Source organism: Alcaligenes ammonioxydans (assembly GCF_019343455.1).
Taxonomy (GTDB): Bacteria; Pseudomonadota; Gammaproteobacteria; order Burkholderiales; family Burkholderiaceae_B; genus Alcaligenes; species Alcaligenes ammonioxydans.
The window spans coordinates 2,151,367-2,172,248 of record NZ_CP049362.1 but is presented as its reverse complement, the minus strand read 5'-3'; the positions used below and the strand labels follow the sequence as shown (position 1 = coordinate 2,172,248).

The window sequence follows — 20,882 nt, the reverse complement described above, 5'->3', positions numbered from 1 at the left end:
CGTGAATTTCGGTTAGACCGCCCTTTTTTGGAGACTTTGTGGTGAGTATTTACGATCAGGATTTGCCCCAGACAGACGCCAACTATCGTGTTTTGTCGCCGCTGGATTTCATCGAGCGCAGTGCTTTTGTCTACCCTGACTACCCGGCTCTGGTTTACGGGCCCGCCCAAGACGGTATCAAGATGAGCTGGTCGCAACTGTATGCCCGCACCCGTCAGTTGGGCAGCGCGTTGTCCAAGGCCGGCATCGGCAAGGGCGATACCGTGGCCGTGATGCTTCCCAACACGCCTCCCATGGTGCAGGCACATTTCGGCGTACCCATGTGTGGTGCCGTTTTGAATACGCTCAATACCCGTCTGGATGCCAGTACCATCGCCTATATGCTCGATCATGGTGAAGCACGGGCCGTGCTGGTCGACAGCGAGTTTGCCGCCGTCATGAAGGAAGCCTTGAGCCTGCGTGAGAGCAAAGCGCCCATCCTGGTCATTGATGTGGTGGACCCCTATTTCGACCAAGGGGCCGAAGGGATCGGTTCGCAAACTTATGAAGCGTTTGTGGATGGTGGAGATCCAGATTACGATTGGCAACTGCCGGCCAACGAGTGGGACGCGATTGCCCTGAATTACACCAGTGGCACAACGGGCAAGCCAAAAGGCGTGGTCTATCATCATCGGGGGGCGTATCTGGGGGCGCTGTCCAACGTGCTGGAGTGGGACATGCCCAAGCATGCCGTTTACTTGTGGACCTTGCCCATGTTCCATTGCAATGGCTGGACTTTCCCTTGGGTGATCGCGGCTCGTGCCGGTGTGAATGTCTGTTTGCGTAAAGTGGAAGCGCAGGCCATGGTCGACAATATGGTCGATTACGGTGTTACCCATTACTGTGGCGCGCCCATCGTGCACTCCTTGCTGGTCAATGCCGATGAAACCCTGAAGTCTCGTTTGCCCAAAGGCGTGTCCGCCATGGTGGCGGGTGCGGCTCCACCGGCCACCATGATCGAGGGCATGGAGCGCATGGGTTTTGCGCTGACCCATGTGTATGGGCTGACCGAAACCTACGGTCCGGCGTCCGTCTGTGCGCAGCACGCTCCCTGGAATGAGCTGGGCATCCAGGAGCGCGCGCAGCGCAACGCCCGACAGGGGGTGCGTTATCACCTGCAAGGGGCGGTCAAGGTTCTGGACCCGCAAACCATGCAGCCGGTTCCGGCAGACGGTCAGACCATGGGTGAGATCATGTTCCGCGGCAATATCACCATGAAGGGGTATCTGAAAAACCCCGAGGCTACCCAGGAATCCCTGGGAGCGGGGTGGTTTCATACCGGCGATCTGGCGGTGTGTGAACCCGATGGCTATGTGCGCATCAAGGATCGTAGCAAGGACATCATCATTTCCGGGGGCGAGAATATTTCCTCTATTGAAATTGAGGATGTCATGTACCGGCATCCGGCGGTGCAGGCGGCGGCCGTCGTTGCCCAGCCCGACGAGCGCTGGGGCGAAGCGCCGCATGTCTATGTCGAACTGCGCCCTGGCGCCCAGGTCACGGTCGAGGAGTTGCGCGCGCATTGCCGGCAACACCTGGCTGGCTTTAAAATACCGCGATATTTCAGTTTTATGGAATTGCCCAAAACGGCAACCGGTAAAATACAGAAATTCGCGCTGCGTCAGCAGGCCAAGCAAGTCGCTTCGGACTGAGGCCGGCGTTATTTAAAAAGCACACAGGTCGCTTCGGGCGGCCTGTAGGCACTTATGGAACAGGACGGTTAGGAATGCCATCTTTTGACGTTGTATCCGAGGTCAACACGCACGAGCTGCGTAACGCAGTCGAACAGGCCAGCCGCGAGCTGGCCACCCGTTTTGACTTCAAAGGTACGGATGCCAAATTTGAACTTGAGGATGAAACCACGATTTTGCAGTCGGCTCCCAGCGTTTTTCAGCTCGAGCAGATGATGCAGATTCTGCGTGGCCGTATTGCCGCCCGTGGCATTGATGTGCGCTGTCTGGAAACCGAGAAGGTGCTGGAGAATGTGGCAGGTGCGCGTCAGAAAGTGAAGGTGCGTCAGGGGTTGGATCAGCCTACGTCCAAGAAGCTGATTGCCGCCATCAAGAATGCCAAACTTAAGGTGGAGACCCAGATTCAAGGCGAGAAGCTGCGCGTTACCGGCAAAAAGCGTGATGATTTGCAGGCGGCCATCGCTTTGTTGAAGCAGACCGATGTGGAACTGCCCTTGCAGTACGATAACTTCCGCGATTAAACCGAGTGAAATGGCACGGTGGTGATGTTGGGCCGCCGTGTAGCTGTTATGACCTTACAGATTGAGTTAATGCGTTTGCACGACCTGGACCAGGTGCTGGACGTTCAGGCCGATGTGTATGACACAGATATTCTGGAAGACCGCCACTTTTATCAGAACCGTCTGGATCTGTCCCCCGAGAGCTGTTGGGTAGCACGTGACCGGGACGGTCAATTGCAGGGGTATCTGGTGTCTTATCCCTGGGCAGGGCTGTTACCTCCCTCGCTGGGAGACACGCTTGAAGAGTTGCCTTCGCTGGCCGATCAATGGTTCATTCACGATTGTGCCGTGCGACGCCATGGACAGGGCCGTGGCATTGCAGGGGCGCTGCTGCGTACCGGCCGGCAGTATGCGCGGCAACGGGGGTTGCGTCGGGGTAGTTTGGTGTCGTTGGGGCCGTCGGTCGACTATTGGCTCAAACGGGGGTATCAGCCTGTACAGGGCATGGAGCCCGCGGTCCTGGAAAACAAGCTGCGGCAATATGGGCAGCAAGCACGCTTTATGCATTGCTTGCTGCCTTTGGACTGAGCGGCCTGGAGGAGCCGGTCGGGCGGTGAAGCCCGTGGGGGCACCTTAGGTATTGGCCAGTTGCAGGGCGGTTTGCAGCAAGACATTGGCTCCCGCCTGCGCCCATTCCGGGGAAATCGCTTCCGATTCGTTATGGGAGACGCCGCCGACACAAGGACAAAAGATCATGGCGGTGGGCGCCACACGGGCAATCCAGGTGGCGTCGTGTCCGGCGCCCGACGTGATATCCATGTGTGGATAGTTCATGTCCTCAGCAGCCTGGCGAATGATTCCCGTCATGTCAGCATCAAATTCGACAGGATCGTAGTGGCCTATTTTTTCAATGGAGAAGGCCACGCCATGGGCATGACTGATCTCGCGGATTTTGTCCCTGACCAAAGTGCAGATCCGGTCGAATTTATGTTTGTCTGCCGCCCGTATATCGATGGTGAAGATGACTTTGGCGGGCAGAACGTTGCGGGAGTTGGGATAGACCTTGATCTGCCCCACGGAGCCGGCTGCATTGGGCTGATGGGCCATGGCAATGTGGTCGACCGCATCGATAATGCGTGCCATCGCCAAACCGGCGTTAGCGCGCATGGTCATGGGAGTGGAGCCGGTGTGAGCTGAACGTCCCGTCAAGGTCACCTCCAGCCAGGATTGGCCCTGACAGTGCGTGACCACCCCCACCGTTTTGTGCTGAGCCTCCAGAATGGGGCCCTGCTCGATGTGGTATTCCAGATAGGCGTGCATCGTGCGTTTGCCCACAGGTTCTGACCCTAGCCAGCCCAGACGCGTCAGTTCCTGGCCAAGCGTGATGCCCGCCTGGTCTTTCAGGCCATGTGCATACTCCAAGGAATAGACCCCTGCAAAGACGGCTGAGGCGAGCATGGAGGGGGCGAAGCGGGAGCCTTCCTCGTTGGTCCAGTTGCTGATGACGATCGGGCGTTGAGTACGGATGCCATGATCATTAAGGGTGCGTACTACTTCCAGACCGCTTAATACGCCCAGGACGCCATCGTATTTCCCGCCCGTCGGTTGGGTATCCAGATGAGAACCAATATAGATGCCAGCTGCCTGCGGGTCGCTGCCGGGCCGACTCGCAAAGAGGGTACCCATTTGATCGACCGTAACGGACAGACCGGCCTGTTGACACCACTCTACGAACAGCTTGCGTCCTTTATCGTCTTCGTCGGTCAGGGCTTGTCGATTGCAGCCTCCAGCAATGCCTGGGCCGGTTTCGGCCATTTTTTCCAGTGAGTCCCACAGTCTGTCAATATTGATGCGGACTGTTTCAGTGTTGGCGCTCAAGGCGGTGCTCATGATCAGGCCTCGCTGTTTTCAAGGGTTTGCAGGGCCGATTCCCAGTATCGGATGCCAGGGTCGGTTTCCAGCTGACCCAGCTCATTGAACAGTTCGGTGCTGAGATAGCGCTCGCCGGTATCGGGAGCCATAGCCAGGATGACACTGCCAGGTGCCGCAGATTGAGCCAGTCGCATTGCTGTCGCAATGGTGGCGCCCGCCGAAATGCCCACCAGAATTCCTTCCTTGGCGGCCATGAGCCGGGCGGTTTCCAGAGCTTGTTGCCCAGTGATCGTTACCAGCGAATCGATGACATCGCGATCGAGCAAGCTGGGGACAAAATCCGGCGTCCAGCCCTGGATCTGATGGACTTCCCAGTGACCTTTAGCCAGGATCTGGGCGTTCTCGGGCTCGGCCACGACAATGTTGATGTCTGGTCGAGCCAGCTTCAGCATTTGCCCCACGCCGGTCAGCGTTCCGCTGGTTCCAAAACCCGTCACCAGATAGTCCAGTCGTTTGCCGGCGAAGTTACTGAGAATCTCGGAGGCGGTCGTCATGCGGTGATAACTGGGATTGGCTGGGTTTTCAAATTGCCGGGGCCGGAACCAGCCATTTTCTCGGGCCAGCTCATCCGCGATTTTATTGCCGCCGCTGCTGCCCAGATGCCCCGGAATCAGAATGACCTCGCCGCCCAGCGCCCGAATCAGTTTGCGGCGTTCCATTGAATAGTTATCCCCCATGACGGCGATGAACTTGTAGCAGCGTGCGGCGGCCACCATGGCAAGCGCGATCCCGACATTGCCCGAGGTGCATTCGATGATGGTGTCTCCGGGCTTGAGCTCACCCTTGGCCTCCGCGTCCAGGATGACCGACAGGGCCAGCCGGTCCTTCACCGACCCACCCGGGTTGAACGATTCGAGTTTGACGAAAAGCTCAACCCCTTCGGGGGCGGTGTTGTTGAGTTTGACGATGGGCGTGTTGCCGATCGTGTCCAGAATGGAATGATGGATTGTCATAGGGATGAGAGGGTTTATTGTGTTTCTTGACGGCTGAATAATTTGAAGGGGAACTTCAAATTCTGCGTGGAGGCATAGCTGCTCAGGAAAATCATGAAAATCCCGGCAATTTGGAAACCGTTCAGGCTTTGATCGTAGAACTGATAGTCAATGAAGATGGCGACGGCCGGGTAGATGAACGTCATGATGGCAATGGTGCTGGCCGGCAGTTTTTTATAGGACGAGTACATCAAGACATAGGTCAAGCAGGTGTGCACCAGGCCGAGCGTGACCAGACAGGCCCATTGAGTCGGGGTGATCGTTCCCACAGTCTGTAGTTCGGCAAAGGGGAAAAGCACGAAAATTCCTACCACCAGCTGTATCAGGGTGACGATAAACGGCGAAATCTGAGACAGGAACTTGACGAGGACGGCGGACAAGGCCCATAACACGGCAGCGGAAAGAGCCAGCAGTGTTCCCCATAGTTGGGCGAAGGACAGCGAGTCGTAGGTCTGGGCAAGATCGGCGACCAGCGCTACCCCTACAAACGCAATAAGCATCCAGAACAGTTTGGATTTTTCGGTCTTTTCCTTGAAGATGACCGACCAGATGATCAAAAAGAAAAAGGGCTGGGTGTGGTAGATCGTGGTGGAGGTCGAAATGGAGGCGACCTTGAAGGACTCGAACAGCAAAGCCCAGTTAAAGACCAGGAATATGCCGCTGGCAATAATGAGCATCAGGTTTCGGGCCGTAAGCTGGCTATCGCTGAATTTCTTGCTCGCCAGGCAGTAGATCAGCAGAAAAACCGAGCCCAGCAGGCATCGATAAAAGACGACGTTGTAGGCATTTTGACCCGATTCGATAACGAACAGGCCCACTGTGCCCATCATGATCATGGCGAGCAAGAGCTCTATCAGGCCTTTGTTTTTGTCATTGTTAGGCAAAATTTTCTCCCGTTTTTTTCTGTGTGAAAGGGCAGATGGCCGGACGCGGTACCTGCGGTTCTGAAAGTTGGTATTGTTTCCACTCCAGATTCTCGACGGTGCCGTAGGAACCGAGTTCCACCGGTCTGAAACCCTGGTTGTAGTCGGCGACCCGGTCCCTGATCCGTGTACGGGTGGCTTGGCCATCGGGTGTTTGCCCATTGGCAACCAGATCAAAGTTTCGGCGTGCATTGATCACGAATACAAGATGAGAGCCCAGGTTTCGGTTTTGCAGTTGAATGTGCTCCGGAGAGCTCATATTGATAAAGTATTCAATCCCGCAGAAACAAAAGCTCCAGCTGGCGTCATCGGGGTTGCGAGAGACGCTGTCCGGCCAAGGGGAGGGATCATGGCGATGCGCGTGATTGAGTGCTTCCCAACCATGGGCCAGCAGGCTGTGGCCATCGTGAAAATCCGGCGAGAAAACCACGAGCAAGGGATTGAACAGCCGCTCGCTTTCAGGGGTGGTGATGATGAACTCGGAATACGACTTCAGGCCCTGAATAAAATCCTCATACTCGTTGCCGGGTGATCCTTTATGACAGAACACCAGATAGAGGGACTGGATTTTCCATGCTTTCAGACTGAAGATGCAGGGGAAATCGGGATTTTGTATTTTTTGCTCGATTTCATTCCATGCTGTGTTTTCCCACGCCTGCATTGACGGCAGCTTCTCGTGCAGATCCTGCTGTGAAATCAACATTCTCTCCTCCCGGGGCGGTGTGACAGCAAGACTAGTTCAGTAAGTCAGTGACGAGGGTTTCAATATTGTTTAGCCACGGCTGGTTGTCGTCGTCCTGCGCGCTGAACTCGGCCAGCTCCAGACCTTTGACCTGATCAATCGGCAGGGCACGGAAAATGGCGCGCAATTGCTCCAGGGTGATTCCACCCTTGACTTTGTATTCGGCGGGCACGTTGCCGGGTTCCAGCACATCCCAATCCACGTGAATCCAGATTGGCGAGTCCCCAATCAGCGGAAGAATCGTCTCGGGCTTTACGTGGGCGGGTGGGATGACGCGAACGCGGTGCTGCTCCAGCAGGATCTGCTCGGCAGCGTCGATATCATGGGCGCCGACGATAATCACGTTCTCGGGAGGGATGGTGGCATCCAGCTCGGCGTCCCAGACTCCACAGACGGCGCTGACCACCATGCCACCCAGATATCCCGAATCGCTGCTGGTAGGGGTGTTGAAGTCGCCGTGGCCATCAAACCAAAGCAGCTTGATATCAGGATATTTTTTTACGACTTCAGGAATGGTGGCCAGGCTGGTGGGACAGGTGCTGGTGGTCAGGATGACCCGCTTGTTCTTGCTGAGCTCCTGGCTGAGGGCAGCGGCCATTTTTTCCAAGTGTGGACGGGCTTTATCCAGACTTTCGGGCCATTTGTCTTTTTCAGCCGGGCTGAGCTGACCGACTGTAATTTCTTTTTTGCCCAGTAAGGCCGCAAGATGCTGTGCTGTATAGCGGGAGCCTGCCAAGGTATTGTCAGTGCGGTCCGCAACACGGCCTTGCGAGCATAACAAGCTGATATCCATGAGGATCTATTCCGAAAAATCGTTGAAATGACTTTTCGATAGTATTTAGGCTTGTTATTACTGTCAATATTGTCCTGTGTCAAAAAAACAGGCCATATAAACACTTGATTTTTCTAGACTGATGGAAAAAATTTTAGCGTTATCAAGTGCGTTAATTATTGTTAATGGGCTAATAATTTACGGTATTTTCTAAGGATTCGACTTTCTTAATACTTGCTTAGCCGATTTTTGAGTTTCTATATATTTTTTTTGTATTGCCAGCGCCCGAAAAGTGGGTTTTATCGGGCCTGCCAGGACAGGCAGGCACCGGATTTTTCCCCTAGTAGCGTTAAGGCCGGTCTGTCAGGGGCGGAGTCGGTAGCCGGTCTTGAATATCCAGGCCGCTACGCCTAGAAAAAGGCTTAAAAACAGCAGTGTCATGCCCAGGCTGAGCCAGACATTGACGTCGGCCAGACCAAAAAAACTCCAGCGAAAACCGCTGATCAGGTACAGGACCGGGTTGAGCAAGGTCAGCTTTTGCCAAAACGGGGGCAGCATGTCGATGGCGTAGAAGGTGCCGCCCAAAAAGGTAAGGGGAGTCAGGATCAGCATGGGCACAAATTGCAGCTTTTCAAAGTTGTCGGCCCATATGCCGATAATAAAGCCCAGCAGGCTGAAGGTCAGGGCGGTGAGCACCAGAAAGGCCAGCATCCAGACCGGATGGGCAATCTCATAAGGGACGAAGAGCCGCGCGGTGATCAGGATGATGGCGGCCAGAAACAGCGATTTGGTGGCCGCAGCGCCGACAAAGGCCAGGGTAATCTCAAAATGGGAGATGGGGGCCGACAGGATCTCGTAAATATTGCGGGTAAAGCGCGGAAAGTAAATGCCGAAGGCTGCGTTCGAGACGCTGTGGGTCAGCACGGACAGCATGGTGAGCCCGGGCACGATAAATGCGCCATAAGAGATGCCGCCAATCTCATTGATGCGATGGCCAATGGCCGCACCAAACACCACAAAATACAAGGCAGTCGAGATCACGGGTGCCACAATGCTTTGCAGCAGGGTGCGACGGGTGCGTGACATTTCGTAGCGATAAATGGCCAGGATGGCGTACCAGTTCATGACTGTGCCCCTACAAACTCAACGTAAATATCTTCCAGACTGCGCTCCCGGGTGTGGATGTCGGTAATTCGCAAGCCGGCCTGTCCCACTGCCGCCAACAGGGCGCTCAAATCATGGTCCTGCTCGCGATTGGCCAAGGGGTATAACAAACTCATGCCATCAGCGGCCGCTTGCAGACCCAGGCCGGCCAAGGAGGCGGGCAGGGCGACCAACTGCTCAGCCAGATTCAGGAGCAGTGTTTTGCCGCCCAGGCGACGCATCAACTTGTCTTTGGTTTCCACCAATTGCAGCGAGCCTTTATTGATAAAACCGATACGGTCGGCCATCTCCTGTGCTTCTTCAATGTAATGCGTAGTCAAAATAATGGTGACGCCCTGGCTGCGCAGTCGTTTGACCAGGGCCCACATGCCTTGGCGCAAAGCCACATCCACGCCAGCGGTGGGTTCATCCAGAAAGAGGATTTCAGGTTCGTGCGAGAGCGCCTTGGCGATCAGGACGCGCCGTTTCATGCCGCCCGACAAGGTAATCAGGGGACTGTCTTTTTTGTCCCACAAGGACAAGTCTTTCAGAATCTGCTCAATCAGAGCCGGATCGGGCGCTTTGCCAAACAGGCCTCGGCTAAAGTTGACCGTATTCCAGACCGTCTCGAACGAGTCCGCGCTAAGCTCTTGTGGCACCAGGCCAATTTTCTGGCGGGCGCGTTTGTAGTCGCTCACATTGTCGGCGCCATCGACCTGCACGGTGCCGCTGCTGCGATTGACCAATCCGCAGATAATGCTGATGAGGGTGGTTTTGCCCGCACCGTTGGCGCCGAGCAAGGCAAAAATCTCACCTCGCCAGATATCCAGATCCAATGAGTGCAGGGCTTGATGCCCGTTCGCGTATTGTTTGCTCAGGCCTCGGACACGCAAAATAGCGTGAGAATCGGGAGTGTTGCGCATAGACAGTAAAATGCCCCTTTTGCTGGGCTGAGAGGGTTTGAATAACGCAATGGATATGACGATGCCAACTAGCTTACCACCGCAAACGCAGAGTGAGGTTTTGAGTGATGCCCAGGCCATGGCTTTGGCCCTGGAGCAGGCGCGGCAGGCAGCGAGCCTGGGAGAGGTGCCGGTCGGTGCAGTCTTGCTGGATGCAGACGGCAGACTTTTGTCCGTGGGTGCCAATCGCACTGTCTGCGATCATGATCCCACCCAGCATGCCGAGATCGTGGCTCTGCGGGCGGCAACGCGTAAAGTGGGTAATTACCGCCTGCCCGGAGCGAGCTTGTTCGTGACCCTGGAACCTTGCATGATGTGCCTGGGCGCTTTGATGCATGCGCGCCTGTCACGGGTGGTGTGGGCGGCGGCTGATCCCAAGACCGGGGTGTGCGGCAGCGTGGAGTCCTTGCATTTGCATCCCACGCTTAATCATCACACCCGGGTGACAGGTGGGCTGATGGCCGACGAGGCCGCTCAGGCTTTGCGCGACTTCTTTCGCCAACGGCGCGAGCTAAAGAAGTTGCAAAAGCAGGGTCAGCAAGGCCAATCCTTGGTGGATGGCGCACCGTAGTCTGGCTAAAATAACAAACACTTTATTATCAAGGTTAATCATGAGCAGCCCCGAGCACGACCCTCACCATCATCACCACGAGCATGGCCAATGCCAGTGTGGGCAGCCGGACAGCTCGGGCATCTACCTGTTTTCGCCCTCTGGGCACCTCATGGAACCCCAACGGCTGGAGCTGGCCAGTCAACGACTGAAGCAACAGGGTTTTGCCGTGGATATCGACCCCGATGCCCTGGCCGTCCACGAACGCTTTGCCGGCACGGACGCTCAGCGTCTGGCCGCCGTGCAGCGCTCCTTGCAGCAGCCTCAGCCCATTGTGATGGCCACGCGAGGTGGCTACGGCCTGAGCCGCATATTGGGTCAGATCGATTGGCGTGCGGTGGCCGATAGTGGCAAGCGTTTTGTGGGCATGTCGGATTTCACGGCCTTCAATTTAGCGCTGCTTGCCCAGACCGGCGCCATCAGCTACACCGGGCCTACTGCGATTGCGGATTTTGGCGGAGAGGAAACGGATGAACTGACCACCGAGCTCTTTGGTGAGTTGATGCGTGGCGAGTTGGAGTTGTTCAGTTTTGAGTCCGAGGATTCGGATGCGGTCGACGGTCACGGTGTGCTGTGGGGCGGCAATCTGGCCCTGGTTTGCTCCTTGCTGGGCACCCCGTATTTCCCGCAGGTGGATGGCGGAATCCTGTTTCTCGAAGATGTGGGCGAAGCTCCGTACCGGGTCGAGCGCATGTTGACACAGCTTTGGCATGCCGGCGTGCTGAACCGTCAAATGGCGGTGGTGTTGGGTCGTTTCACTGCCTACAAGACAGGAGCTTCGGATAACGGCTTCGAGATGGAGTCGGTGGTGCGCTGGTTGCGTGAAACCGTCAAGGTTCCGGTCGTAACGGGGCTACCTTATGGCCATGTGGAGGTCAAGGTTAGTCTGCCTATTGGGCAGGAAGTGGGTCTGGCCACCGAGGATGGCATGGCTTATCTGGTCCTGGATGAGCACGAGCACTAACGGATTTCGCGCCTGCTTGATACACTAGTGGGTTGAACTCAACCTTTTTCAAAGTACGTTTACGTGATCTCCACCGCTAATTTAACGATCCAGTTTGGTGCCAAGCCTTTATTTGAAAACGTCAGTGTCAAACTGGGCGGAGGCAACCGCTACGGCCTGATTGGTGCCAATGGATCGGGCAAGTCTACCTTCATGAAAATCATTGGCGGCGACCTGGAGCCAAGTGGGGGTAATGTATCGCTGGACCCCGGCGTGCGTCTGGGTAAGTTGCGTCAGGACCAGTTTGCCTACGAAGACCAGCGGGTGCTGGATGTCGTCATGATGGGCCACACCGAAATGTGGAACACCATGCAAGAGCGTGATGCCATCTACGACAATCCGGAAGCCACTGAAGAAGACTATATGAAGGCCGCCGAGCTGGAGGCCCGTTTTGCCGAGTACGACGGCTATACCGCCGAGAGCCGGGCCGGTGAATTGCTGATGGGCCTGGAAATTCCGGTCGAACAGCATCAACTGCCCATGAGCGAAATTGCGCCGGGCTGGAAACTGCGCGTGCTGCTGGCTCAGGCCCTGTTCTCCAATCCCGATATCCTGCTGCTGGACGAACCGACCAACAACCTGGATATCAACACCATCCGCTGGCTGGAAGATGTGCTCAACGGCTATCAGAGCACCATGATTATCATTAGCCACGATCGTCACTTCCTGAACCAGGTCTGCACCCACATGGCCGACCTGGACTACGGCGAGCTGCGTGTCTATCCCGGCAACTACGACGATTACATGCTGGCTTCGGTGCAGTCGCGCGAGCGTGTGCTGGCAGCCAATTCCAAGGCCAAGGAACGCATAGGGGAACTGCAGGACTTTGTGCGTCGTTTTGCGGCCAACAAGTCCAAATCCCGCCAGGCTACCTCGCGTCTGAAGCAGATTGGTCGTCTCAAGGCGGACACGATCGAGGTCAAGCCCTCATCGCGCCAAAACCCGTTTATTCGTTTTGAGCAGAAAAAAGTCTTGCACCGCCTGGCGGTGACGGTCGAGGGTTTGAGCAAATCCTATGACCATCCCGTCATCAAGAATTTTTCTGCCATGATTGAAGCGGGCGAGAAAATCGCGATTGTGGGTGCGAACGGCGTGGGTAAGACGACCCTGTTGCGCTTGTTGGCCGGCGATCTGGCCCCCGACAGTGGTTCGGTGGTCTGGTCCGAAAATGCCGATATCGGTTATATGGCGCAGGACGTCTCGGATGAGTTCGATACGGACGACAATGTATTTGACTGGATCAGTCAGTTCCGTCAGGCCGGCGACGATGATCAGTCTTTGCGCTCCGTACTGGGCCGCATGCTATTTTCAGCCGACGACATCATCAAGCCTGTGAAAGTACTGTCCGGTGGCGAGAAAAACCGCATGACCTTCTCCCGCCTGATGTTGGGCCGTCACAATGTCATGTTGCTGGACGAACCGACTAACCACCTGGACATGGAATCGATCGAATCCTTGCAGATGGCCCTGGAAAAGTTTGAAGGCACCCTGATTTTCGTGTCCCATGACCGTGAGTTCGTCTCCGGTGTGGCAACCCGCATTATCGAAGTGATGCCCGAAGGCCGTCTGGTGGATTACCGCGGCGGCTATGAAGACTACCTGGCCAGTCGCGAACAGGACTGAGGGTAGGGGTGGCTGTCTTTACCCTGCGTGAGCCCACCAGCTTCGAACAGGACATCAAAAAAAGCCGTTTTCTGGCTTTGGCTGCGCCTGTCGACAGTGCCAGCCAGGCCTTGGCCTTCTTTCAGGCCAGGGGTGTGCCCGATGCCACGCATAATTGCTGGGCCTACAAGATCGGGTCTGAATACCGCTTTAACGATGATGGCGAACCCGGCGGCACAGCCGGGCGTCCCATTTTGCAAGCGATAGAAGGCCAGGATTGCGACCGCGTCGCGGTGCTGGTCATTCGCTGGTTTGGGGGCGTCAAGCTGGGCACGGGTGGCCTGGTGCGTGCCTATGGCGGCGTCGCCGCTCAATGTTTGCGTCTTGCTGACAAGCAGGAACTGATTCCCATGGCCGCCTTGCGCTGCCGCTGTTCATTTGCCGATCTGGCCCTGGTGCAATCCCGTTTCGACAGTTTTGGCGTTCAGGTTCAGGACGAGCAGTTCGATGCAGAAGGCGTGCGCTGGCTATTGAATCTGCCGCTCGGGCATCAAGCAGACTTTCAGCAAGCCTTTATCAATATGACGCGCGGCCAAGGTGAATGCGAGCCTGTCGAACAGGCATAAATGATCGCTTTACGGCAGACTGGCTCTGGTCTGTTGTCGCTAGAGCGTCTGCTGCGGTTTTCTGGACGAAAAGGTATCTTTTCCAGACGATTGTCTCTCTGTGCCGTCCAGTCTGTGGCCATACTACCTCTCTGTGATTCCTTTTACGTCCTTATCCGGCCAGTGGGTTCGATTGGGTCCAGTCTGCATTGGGGTACGTCATGACTTATGAAATCCATGCCAGCCAGTGGCTTAACACCTCGGCACCTTTAAGCCTGGCGTCCTTGCGGGACCGGGTAGTGGTCGTCACCGCCTTTCAGATGCTTTGCCCTGGTTGCGTCATCAACAGCCTGCCACAAGCCAGAAAACTCGATACTCTGTTTTCGCGTGATGATCTGCGCGTCATCGGTTTGCATAGCGTGTTCGAGCACCACGATGTGATGGGGCCTGCCGCTTTGCAGGCTTTTGTTCACGAGTACCGTTTGAATTTTCCCATCGCCATTGACCAGCCCTCAGACACCGGCCCCTTGCCGCGTACCATGAAGGCATGGGGTTTGGGGGGGACGCCCTCAACGATCATCTTTGATCGAGACGGCAAGCTGGCGTTGAAAGAGCTGGGGCATCTGGATGATTTACGTCTGGGGGCCTTTGTCGGTCAGCTGATTGCCCGAAATACTCCTGTACAGGATAAGAAAGGGGAGGAGGCACAAGCGGTCGCGGACAAGAATGGTTCTGCATCTTGCGGGCCGACGTGTACCTACTGAGTTTTTTGCTGAAAAGGGTTTGTCATGAAGATTGCGGTGTTTGATACCTATGTGGTGCGCCCTGATGGGCGTCGCATGCACTTTGATATTTTGGTCAGTGACGACGCCAAGGATATGGACAAGGTGTTAAGTTATGGCCAGCGTTATCTGGCGGCCAAAGGGGTGAATGTGGAGACTTTCACCTCGCGTGAATGCCGTTTTTGCCATACGGAAATCGCTTCGGCGCCGGTAGAGAACGAAATCAAACGGCGGGGCTTTGCCATCATTGAGCTGGAGAACTGCGAGTAGGCTTGCTGCAGACAAAAAAACGCCAGACTGCATGTCTGGCGTTTTTCTTGTTGGGAAGCCGATCAGGCTTGATCAGGCTCCTGGTTTTGCTGGGCGGCAATTTCAGCGTGGACCTTTTCCATGTCCACCGCCTTGACTTGTTCGACCAGGTCGTCCAGCTGGGCCGCCGATAGGGCGCCGGCCTGCGAGAACAGCAGAACGCGCTCGCGAAACACCATCAAGGTGGGAATGGAGCGGATACGCAGGCCCGCGGCCAGCTCCTGCTCTTCCTCGGTGTTGACCTTGGCAAACGTGACATCCGGGTGCTTGGCCGCTGCCGCGTCAAAGACGGGGGCAAATTGGCGGCATGGACCGCACCAGGGCGCCCAGAAGTCGATAATCAGTGGCTTGCCGTCTTCCACGGCGGCCTGGAATGTTTCTTCGTTCAGTTCGACGATGCTCATGGGGGAGCCTCCGCAATAAAAAAGCGGCTGATGGTGTTCAGCCGCTTCGTTAAACATGCGATCAGTGTACTCGTTTTCCAGACAGCCCTAAAGCGCCAGACGAATTTGCTGTAAGGTTTTTCATTCCGTAGCGATTGCGTACTTGATCACAAACAAGATGGCAACAATCAGCGTGGCCAGGTGAATACTGCGCCACCGGCCCGTGCTCAGCTTCAGGATCACATAGCTGATAAAGCCAAAGGCCAGACCATTGGCAATGGAGTAGGTGAACGGCATGGTCAAGGCGGCCAGCGCAGCAGGCACAGCCTCGGTCATGTCATCCCATTTCACTTCGGTAATTTCGCGCATCATCAAGCACGCTACGTACAGCAAGGCGGGGGCGGTGGCGTAACCGGGAACGGTCGCGGCCAGCGGCGAGAAGAACAGCGCCAGCAGGAACAGTACGCCAATGGTCAAGGCCGTCAGGCCCGTGCGGCCGCCGGCCTGCACGCCTGAGGCGCTCTCGACATACGCGGTGGTGCTGCTGGTGCCGAGCATGGAGCCGGCCACAATGGCGGTACTGTCAGCGAGCAGGGCGCGGCCCAGACGGTTGGGTTTGCCTTCTTCGATCAGACGGGCACGTTTGGCAACCCCGATCATGGTGCCGGTAGCGTCAAATACCTCAACCAGAACCAGCACCAGAATCACGTGAACAAAACCCGTGTGCAGGGCGCCCATGATGTCCAGCTGCATGAAGGTGGGCATGAGCGACGGAGGCGCGGAGACCACGCCGCCAAACTCGCTATGACCAGTCAGCATGGACAGAATGGTCACAGCTAGAATACCGATCAGGATCGCACCGCGTACCTTCAGTGCATCCAGGGCAGCAATGATAAAGAAGCCCAGAATCGCGTACAGGGCCGCGGGCTGGGTCAGATCACCCAGACCAATCTTGGTCGCGGGGTGGGCGACGACGATGCCCGAGTTCATCAGGGCGATCAGGCCCAGGAACATGCCGATACCGGCGGCAATCGCGCTTTGCAGGGATTTCGGGATGCCCCGGATCAGCCATGACCGGATGCCAGTCACCGTCAGGATCAGGAAGATGACACCCGAGATAAACACGGCGCCCAGTGCCTGTTGCCAGCTATAGCCCAGGGTTGCGACCACAGTGAACGCAAAAAAGGCGTTCAGGCCCATGCCCGGTGCCATGCCGATGGGCCAGTTCGCGACAAAGGCCATAATGAAGGTGCCCAGAGCGGCGGCCAGGCAGGTCGCTACAAAGATGGCATTGCGATCCATCCCGGTGGACGACAGGATGTCTGGGTTCACAAAAATGATGTAGGACATGGTCAGGAAGGTAGTAATACCTGCCAGGACCTCGGTGCGAACGTTGGTGCCGTGCTCAGCGAGTTTGAAGAGACGTTCAAACATGGGCAGCCTCCTTGTGATTATTAGGCGATCGGAGCGTGAGTGTATCGATGCGGGATTTTAACCACGAGTGTGCCACTGCGTCCCCCCCTTTTATGCGATGTATCGGCACAACCCCGATACTATCGGCTGGTTTCAATGAAGGGATAAATTCCTGTTTTCCCCAATACAGCAGGCTAAAATAAGTGCCATGAATATTCTTGGATTTGAAAGTTCCTGCGATGAAACCGGCGTGGCGCTGGTCAGTACGGAACAGGGCCTGTTGGCCCATGCCTTGCACAGCCAGATTGCCATGCATCGTGAATACGGTGGTGTGGTGCCTGAGCTGGCCTCTCGCGATCATATCCGCCGCGTCCTGCCCTTGACTCGTCAGGTCCTGGCCTCCTGTCAGATGCAACTCGATCAGGTCGATGCCATTGCCTACACCGCCGGTCCCGGGCTGGCGGGCGCCTTGTTGGTCGGGGCCAGCGTGGCGCAGTCGATTGCCTGGTCACTGAAAAAACCCACCATTGCCATCCATCACCTGGAAGGCCATTTGCTCTCGCCGCTTCTGGCAGAACCGCGACCGGAATTTCCGTTCGTGGCCTTGCTGGTGTCGGGCGGGCATACGCAACTGATGCGCGTCGACGGGGTGGGGCAGTATGAGCTGCTGGGCGAAACGCTGGACGACGCGGCTGGTGAAGCCTTTGATAAAAGCGCCAAGCTGATGGGTTTGGGCTATCCCGGTGGGCCAGCCTTGTCGCGCCTGGCCGAGCAAGGCGATGCCACGGTGTACGAGCTGCCGCGGCCCATGTTGCACAGCAAAGATCTGGATTTCAGCTTTAGTGGCCTGAAAACTGCCGTGCTGACTCGTTTGCGCAAGCTGGAGGCGCAGGAGGGAGGGGTAACGCAACAGCAACGTGCAGATCTGGCTGCCGGCACCGAAGCGGCCATCGTGGATGTATTGGCGGCCAAGGCGATCAAGGCCTTGAAGCAAACTGGTCTGAAGCGCTTGGTGGTGGCCGGAGGGGTGGGCGCCAACCGTCATTTGCGCGGCTATTTGCAAAAGGCCGTGGCGCGTCTGAAGGGCGAGGTATTTTTTCCGCCCTTGGAGTTTTGTACCGATAACGGGGCCATGATTGCTTTTGCGGCGGCGATGCGGGTCAAGCATGGCCTGGCCCGCCTGGACGATAGTCAGCATGGCTTTGCCATCCGACCTCGCTGGGATCTGGCCTGCGTCAATCAGTCCGTGTCCCAGCTGAAGCCCTGAAGATTACTTCTTTTTGGCGCCGATCTTGCTTTCTTTGCCGGTCATCAGGCGACGGATGTTTTCCTGGTGACGCCACAGTAAAAAGGCACTGATCAGGACCAGAGCGGTGGCAATGGAAGTATTCATGGGCCAGACGACCTTGGCGCCGAGCAGGTAATACAAAGGGGCGAAGATCGCGCTGACCAGGGCGGCCAGCGAAGAGTAGCGGCTGACATAGGCGATGATCAGCCAGGTGAGGGCGGTGGCCAGCGCCAGCCAGGGCAGCAGCGCTAAAATGACCCCCAGTGCGGTGGCCACACCTTTGCCGCCTTTGAATCCCAGAAAGACCGGGTACAGGTGACCTAGAAAGGCACAAAAGGCACTGATTCCCAGCAAGGCAGGCGCCCAGCCCCAATTGCTGATGGCTTGTTGGGTCAGAAAGACAGCCAGCCAGCCCTTGAACGCGTCGCCCAGCAAGGTCAGAATGGCTGCTTTTTTATTGCCGCTACGTAGTACATTAGTGGCTCCCGGATTTTTCGAACCAAAGGTGCGCGGGTCCTGCAAGCCCATGATCTTGCTCACGATGACGGCAAACGGCAAGGAGCCGAGCAAATAGGACAAGAGAGCGACCAGCGGGGCGGCCACGGCAAAAGAAACGGCGTTCATGAGGATCGAGCTCCACAATTATTGTTGCGCGGATTCTACCGGCCTTGCAGCAAAATACCAAAGGCAGCGGGTACAATTTGTTGCCCCTGTTAGATTTTTAACGGAAAAGTAAAGCATGCGTATTCTGGTCTCCAATGATGATGGCTACACGGCAGCCGGTATCGAGGCTTTGTATGAAGCTTTGCAAGGACTGGGCGAGCTCACTGTCATTGCACCCGAGACCAATTGCAGCGGTGCCAGCAATTCCCTGACGTTGAATCGTCCCTTGTCGCTGCGCCAGGCCAACAATGGTTTTTATTTTGTCAATGGTACACCGTCCGATTGTGTCCACGTGGCCCTGACCGGCTTGCTGGATTTTCGTCCTGATCTGATTGTGTCCGGCATCAATAATGGCGCCAATATGGGTGATGACACCTTGTATTCGGGTACGGTTGCCGCAGCGATGGAAGGCCATCTGTTCGGTATTCCCGCCATCGCTTTTTCCCTGATCGAGCGCGGCTGGAAGAATCTGGACAGTGCTGCCCGCGTGGCGCGCGATTTGGTCGAGCGCTGCCAGCAGCGTCCTTTGGCGGCCAATACCTTGCTGAACGTGAATATTCCGTGTCTGCCTTATGAGGCGCTCAAGGGCATGCAGGTGACCCGTCTTGGCAAGCGGCATCCCTCGGAGCCGGTAGTCAAGAGTCAGACGCCCTATGGAGAGCCGGTCTATTGGATTGGTCGCGTTGGCGGGGTATCCGATAGTGAGCAGGGAACAGATTTTGGTGCTGTCGAGCAAGGGGCCGTTTCTATTACTCCCTTGCGTGCCGACTTGACTCATCACGAGCAGCTGGCGGGTTTGCGGGACTGGGTGCAATGACAAGTAAGCCAGGCAAGCGCTATCCTTTTGCGGACGGAACACGCAACCGGTTTGGAAAATCCAGCCTGGGCAGTGGTCTGTCGGCCACCAACAGCAATACCCGTATTGTGCAGCGCGGTCAGTTACAACCCGCACCGACGGTGGTGTTGTCTGCACAAGTGTCAACAAGTGTCAATCTGGGTTTGAACTCGGAACGCTCGCGTGGCATGATGATCGAGCGCTTGCGCCGACAGGGTATCACTGATGAACGGGTGCTGGCCGCCATGCAGGCGGTGCCGCGCCATCAGTTTGTCGATCAGGGTCTGGCCAGTCGGGCCTACGAAGATGACGCCCTGCCTATCGGCTTTGCGCAGACCATCTCTCAGCCGTGGGTCGTGGCCCATATGATCAGCCTGGTATGCGACCATAAAATACCGAGTAAAGTGCTGGAAGTGGGGGCCGGGTGTGGTTATCAGGCCGCTGTTTTGGCACAATTAGTAAAAGAAGTGTATGCCGTGGAACGCATCAAAGGCCTGTGCGATCTGGCGCGTGACCACATGCGCCAATTGGGCCTGTCGCAACGGGCACGCATAATGTTTGGTGACGGAATGCAAGGTTACCCGGCGGCGGCGCCATATGATGCTATTGTTGTGGCGGCAGCCGGCCCGGTCATTCCGAGAAGCCTGCTGGAACAATTAACAGTGGGGGGGCGACTGATCGCTCCCGAAGGTACGACACAACAGCGCCTGGTTTTGGTGGAACGCACCGGACAGGCTGCTTGGCGTCGTGAAGAACTTGATGCGGTTCGCTTCGTGCCGATGCGAGCCGGAACCCAGATTTAGTCAGATATTCTCAGGAGATTTATATGCAGCATGCAGTCAGGTTACCGTTAACCGCTGCTTCCACCGGTACACAGTGGTTCTTGACGCCCCGTCAGTGCCTGGTGGCGGCTGTGGTCACCAGTACCCTGCTGGCTGGTTGTGCAAGCCGTACCGAGCGCGCCCCAGTCACTGACCTGAGTTCTTCTTCAGCAGCGGGCAGTGTCAGCACGGCTTCGGGTACGTACGTCGTACGCCCCGGCGATACGCTCTACAAGATTGCACAAGCGCACGGCATGGACGTGAACTCGCTGATACAGTTGAACCAGATTACCGATCCATCCATGCTGCGTGTGGGCCAAACCCTGCGTCTGGATGGAAGTACGTCGATGGCGGCGACCACTACACGTCCTGCCAGCAGCGGCAGCACCCAGACCTCGCCGGTCAGTCCTGCCACCCCTGTCAAGACGGAAACGCCGGTGTCGGCCCCTCGCGCCAGTGATGCGGCGCTCATTGCCTGGGGCTGGCCAGCCAGTGGCAAGATTATCCAGGGTTTCAATGCCTCTACCAAAGGGATTGATATTGAAGGCAAGGTGGGGGACCCGGTTGTAGCGGCGGCCGATGGCAAGATCATGTATGCCGGTAACGGCGTGCGTGGCCTGGGTTCCATGGTCCTGGTCGGCCACAGCAATGGCTTTATTACCGCCTACGCGCATAACAGCGTCCTGCATGTAAAAACAGGTCAGCAAGTGAAGAAGGGGCAGCGTATTGCCGATCTGGGCCAGTCGGACACGACCTCGCCTCGTCTGCACTTTGAGATTCGACGCTCCGGTACGCCGGTTAACCCGATGTCTTATCTGCCTGCGCGATAAACTCGGTAGTGTGTCTGAAAAAAGCGGCTTCTGGCCGCTTTT

Annotated in this window: 23 protein-coding genes; 13 read left to right on the top strand and 10 right to left on the bottom strand. The window is 56.6% G+C overall.

Translation table 11 applies throughout. The features are described from left to right. Window positions 1–38 precede the first annotated feature (38 nt). The 3 genes from FE795_RS09995 (at window position 39) to FE795_RS09985 (ending at window position 2,818) form a co-directional block, all read left to right on the top strand. Window positions 39–1,691, top strand: coding sequence for an acyl-CoA synthetase (locus FE795_RS09995; RefSeq protein WP_003799601.1), 1,653 nt, complete (start codon window positions 39–41; stop codon window positions 1,689–1,691). A 74-nt stretch (window positions 1,692–1,765) separates the two neighbouring features. Beyond that, window positions 1,766–2,251 carry a YajQ family cyclic di-GMP-binding protein gene (locus FE795_RS09990; RefSeq protein WP_003799603.1) on the top strand — a complete coding sequence of 162 codons (486 nt, stop codon included), beginning with the start codon at window positions 1,766–1,768 and terminating at the stop codon, window positions 2,249–2,251. 48 nt (window positions 2,252–2,299) lie between these two features. Continuing rightward, window positions 2,300–2,818: a GNAT family N-acetyltransferase gene (locus FE795_RS09985; protein ID WP_230406163.1), complete on the top strand. Its 519-nt coding sequence runs from the start codon at window positions 2,300–2,302 to the stop codon at window positions 2,816–2,818. Between the two features lie 45 nt (window positions 2,819–2,863). Here FE795_RS09985 and FE795_RS09980 read toward each other — a convergent pair whose 3' ends face one another. From FE795_RS09980 to FE795_RS09950, 7 genes are all read right to left on the bottom strand, one after another. Continuing rightward, complete coding sequence (locus FE795_RS09980; protein WP_165477514.1) at window positions 2,864–4,120, bottom strand: Zn-dependent hydrolase; 1,257 nt, start codon at window positions 4,118–4,120, stop codon at window positions 2,864–2,866. Between the two features lie 2 nt (window positions 4,121–4,122). Next, window positions 4,123–5,115 carry a cysteine synthase A gene (gene cysK, locus FE795_RS09975; RefSeq protein WP_059317569.1) on the bottom strand — a complete coding sequence of 331 codons (993 nt, stop codon included), beginning with the start codon at window positions 5,113–5,115 and terminating at the stop codon, window positions 4,123–4,125. Between the two features lie 14 nt (window positions 5,116–5,129). After that, window positions 5,130–6,038, bottom strand: coding sequence for a DMT family transporter (locus FE795_RS09970; protein WP_003799609.1), 909 nt, complete (start codon window positions 6,036–6,038; stop codon window positions 5,130–5,132). Beyond that, window positions 6,031–6,780: a YqcI/YcgG family protein gene (locus tag FE795_RS09965; RefSeq protein WP_003799610.1), complete on the bottom strand. Its 750-nt coding sequence runs from the start codon at window positions 6,778–6,780 to the stop codon at window positions 6,031–6,033. The genes FE795_RS09970 and FE795_RS09965 overlap by 8 nt, the downstream gene beginning before the upstream one ends. A gap of 31 nt (window positions 6,781–6,811) precedes the next feature. Next, window positions 6,812–7,612, bottom strand: coding sequence for an arginase family protein (locus FE795_RS09960; RefSeq protein WP_003799611.1), 801 nt, complete (start codon window positions 7,610–7,612; stop codon window positions 6,812–6,814). A 342-nt stretch (window positions 7,613–7,954) separates the two neighbouring features. Continuing rightward, window positions 7,955–8,716, bottom strand: a complete 762-nt coding sequence (locus FE795_RS09955; protein WP_219234875.1) for an ABC transporter permease — start codon at window positions 8,714–8,716, stop codon at window positions 7,955–7,957. Continuing rightward, window positions 8,713–9,657 carry an ABC transporter ATP-binding protein gene (locus tag FE795_RS09950; protein WP_003799613.1) on the bottom strand — a complete coding sequence of 315 codons (945 nt, stop codon included), beginning with the start codon at window positions 9,655–9,657 and terminating at the stop codon, window positions 8,713–8,715. The genes FE795_RS09955 and FE795_RS09950 overlap by 4 nt, the downstream gene beginning before the upstream one ends. A gap of 61 nt (window positions 9,658–9,718) precedes the next feature. On the opposite strand from FE795_RS09950, the gene tadA reads away from it, so the two are divergent. The 6 genes from tadA (at window position 9,719) to FE795_RS09920 (ending at window position 14,568) form a co-directional block, all read left to right on the top strand. Further along, window positions 9,719–10,267, top strand: coding sequence for a tRNA adenosine(34) deaminase TadA (tadA, locus tag FE795_RS09945; protein ID WP_051010390.1), 549 nt, complete (start codon window positions 9,719–9,721; stop codon window positions 10,265–10,267). A 40-nt stretch (window positions 10,268–10,307) separates the two neighbouring features. Further along, window positions 10,308–11,270, top strand: coding sequence for an LD-carboxypeptidase (locus tag FE795_RS09940; protein ID WP_059317570.1), 963 nt, complete (start codon window positions 10,308–10,310; stop codon window positions 11,268–11,270). Window positions 11,271–11,333: 63 nt separating this feature from the next. Further along, window positions 11,334–12,932 (top strand): ABC-F family ATPase, encoded by a 1,599-nt coding sequence (locus FE795_RS09935; protein WP_003799616.1) that lies wholly within the window; start codon window positions 11,334–11,336, stop codon window positions 12,930–12,932. A gap of 8 nt (window positions 12,933–12,940) precedes the next feature. Beyond that, complete coding sequence (locus tag FE795_RS09930) at window positions 12,941–13,537, top strand: IMPACT family protein (RefSeq protein WP_003799618.1); 597 nt, start codon at window positions 12,941–12,943, stop codon at window positions 13,535–13,537. Window positions 13,538–13,737: 200 nt separating this feature from the next. Next, a complete protein-coding gene (locus FE795_RS09925) occupies window positions 13,738–14,280 on the top strand; it encodes a peroxiredoxin family protein (RefSeq protein ID WP_219234873.1) in 543 nt (180 codons plus the stop codon). 24 nt (window positions 14,281–14,304) lie between these two features. Then, complete coding sequence (locus tag FE795_RS09920; RefSeq protein WP_003799622.1) at window positions 14,305–14,568, top strand: DUF2024 family protein; 264 nt, start codon at window positions 14,305–14,307, stop codon at window positions 14,566–14,568. A 62-nt stretch (window positions 14,569–14,630) separates the two neighbouring features. On the opposite strand, the gene trxA is transcribed toward FE795_RS09920, so the two are convergent. Further along, the gene (gene trxA, locus FE795_RS09915) at window positions 14,631–15,011 is read right to left on the bottom strand and encodes a thioredoxin (protein ID WP_039943056.1); all 381 of its coding nucleotides are present in this window, start codon (window positions 15,009–15,011) and stop codon (window positions 14,631–14,633) included. Between the two features lie 120 nt (window positions 15,012–15,131). Further along, window positions 15,132–16,424, bottom strand: a complete 1,293-nt coding sequence (locus FE795_RS09910) for an NCS2 family permease (RefSeq protein WP_131070625.1) — start codon at window positions 16,422–16,424, stop codon at window positions 15,132–15,134. 187 nt (window positions 16,425–16,611) lie between these two features. Here FE795_RS09910 and tsaD point away from each other — a divergent pair, with 187 nt between their 5' ends. Beyond that, window positions 16,612–17,670 carry a tRNA (adenosine(37)-N6)-threonylcarbamoyltransferase complex transferase subunit TsaD gene (tsaD, locus tag FE795_RS09905; protein WP_039943057.1) on the top strand — a complete coding sequence of 353 codons (1,059 nt, stop codon included), beginning with the start codon at window positions 16,612–16,614 and terminating at the stop codon, window positions 17,668–17,670. Between the two features lie 3 nt (window positions 17,671–17,673). On the opposite strand, the gene plsY is transcribed toward tsaD, so the two are convergent. Then, window positions 17,674–18,315, bottom strand: coding sequence for a glycerol-3-phosphate 1-O-acyltransferase PlsY (gene plsY, locus FE795_RS09900; protein WP_003799629.1), 642 nt, complete (start codon window positions 18,313–18,315; stop codon window positions 17,674–17,676). 115 nt (window positions 18,316–18,430) lie between these two features. Here plsY and surE point away from each other — a divergent pair, with 115 nt between their 5' ends. The 3 genes from surE to FE795_RS09885 are packed head-to-tail and all read left to right on the top strand — an operon-like array spanning window position 18,431 to window position 20,840. After that, window positions 18,431–19,171, top strand: coding sequence for a 5'/3'-nucleotidase SurE (gene surE, locus FE795_RS09895; protein ID WP_003799631.1), 741 nt, complete (start codon window positions 18,431–18,433; stop codon window positions 19,169–19,171). Continuing rightward, on the top strand, window positions 19,168–19,992 hold the full coding sequence (locus FE795_RS09890; protein WP_003799633.1) for a protein-L-isoaspartate(D-aspartate) O-methyltransferase: 825 nt from the start codon (window positions 19,168–19,170) through the stop codon (window positions 19,990–19,992). The genes surE and FE795_RS09890 overlap by 4 nt, the downstream gene beginning before the upstream one ends. Before the next feature lie 23 nt (window positions 19,993–20,015). Continuing rightward, entirely contained in the window at window positions 20,016–20,840 is an 825-nt protein-coding gene (locus FE795_RS09885; RefSeq protein WP_003799634.1) for a peptidoglycan DD-metalloendopeptidase family protein, read from the top strand. Window positions 20,841–20,882: the final 42 nt, after the last annotated feature.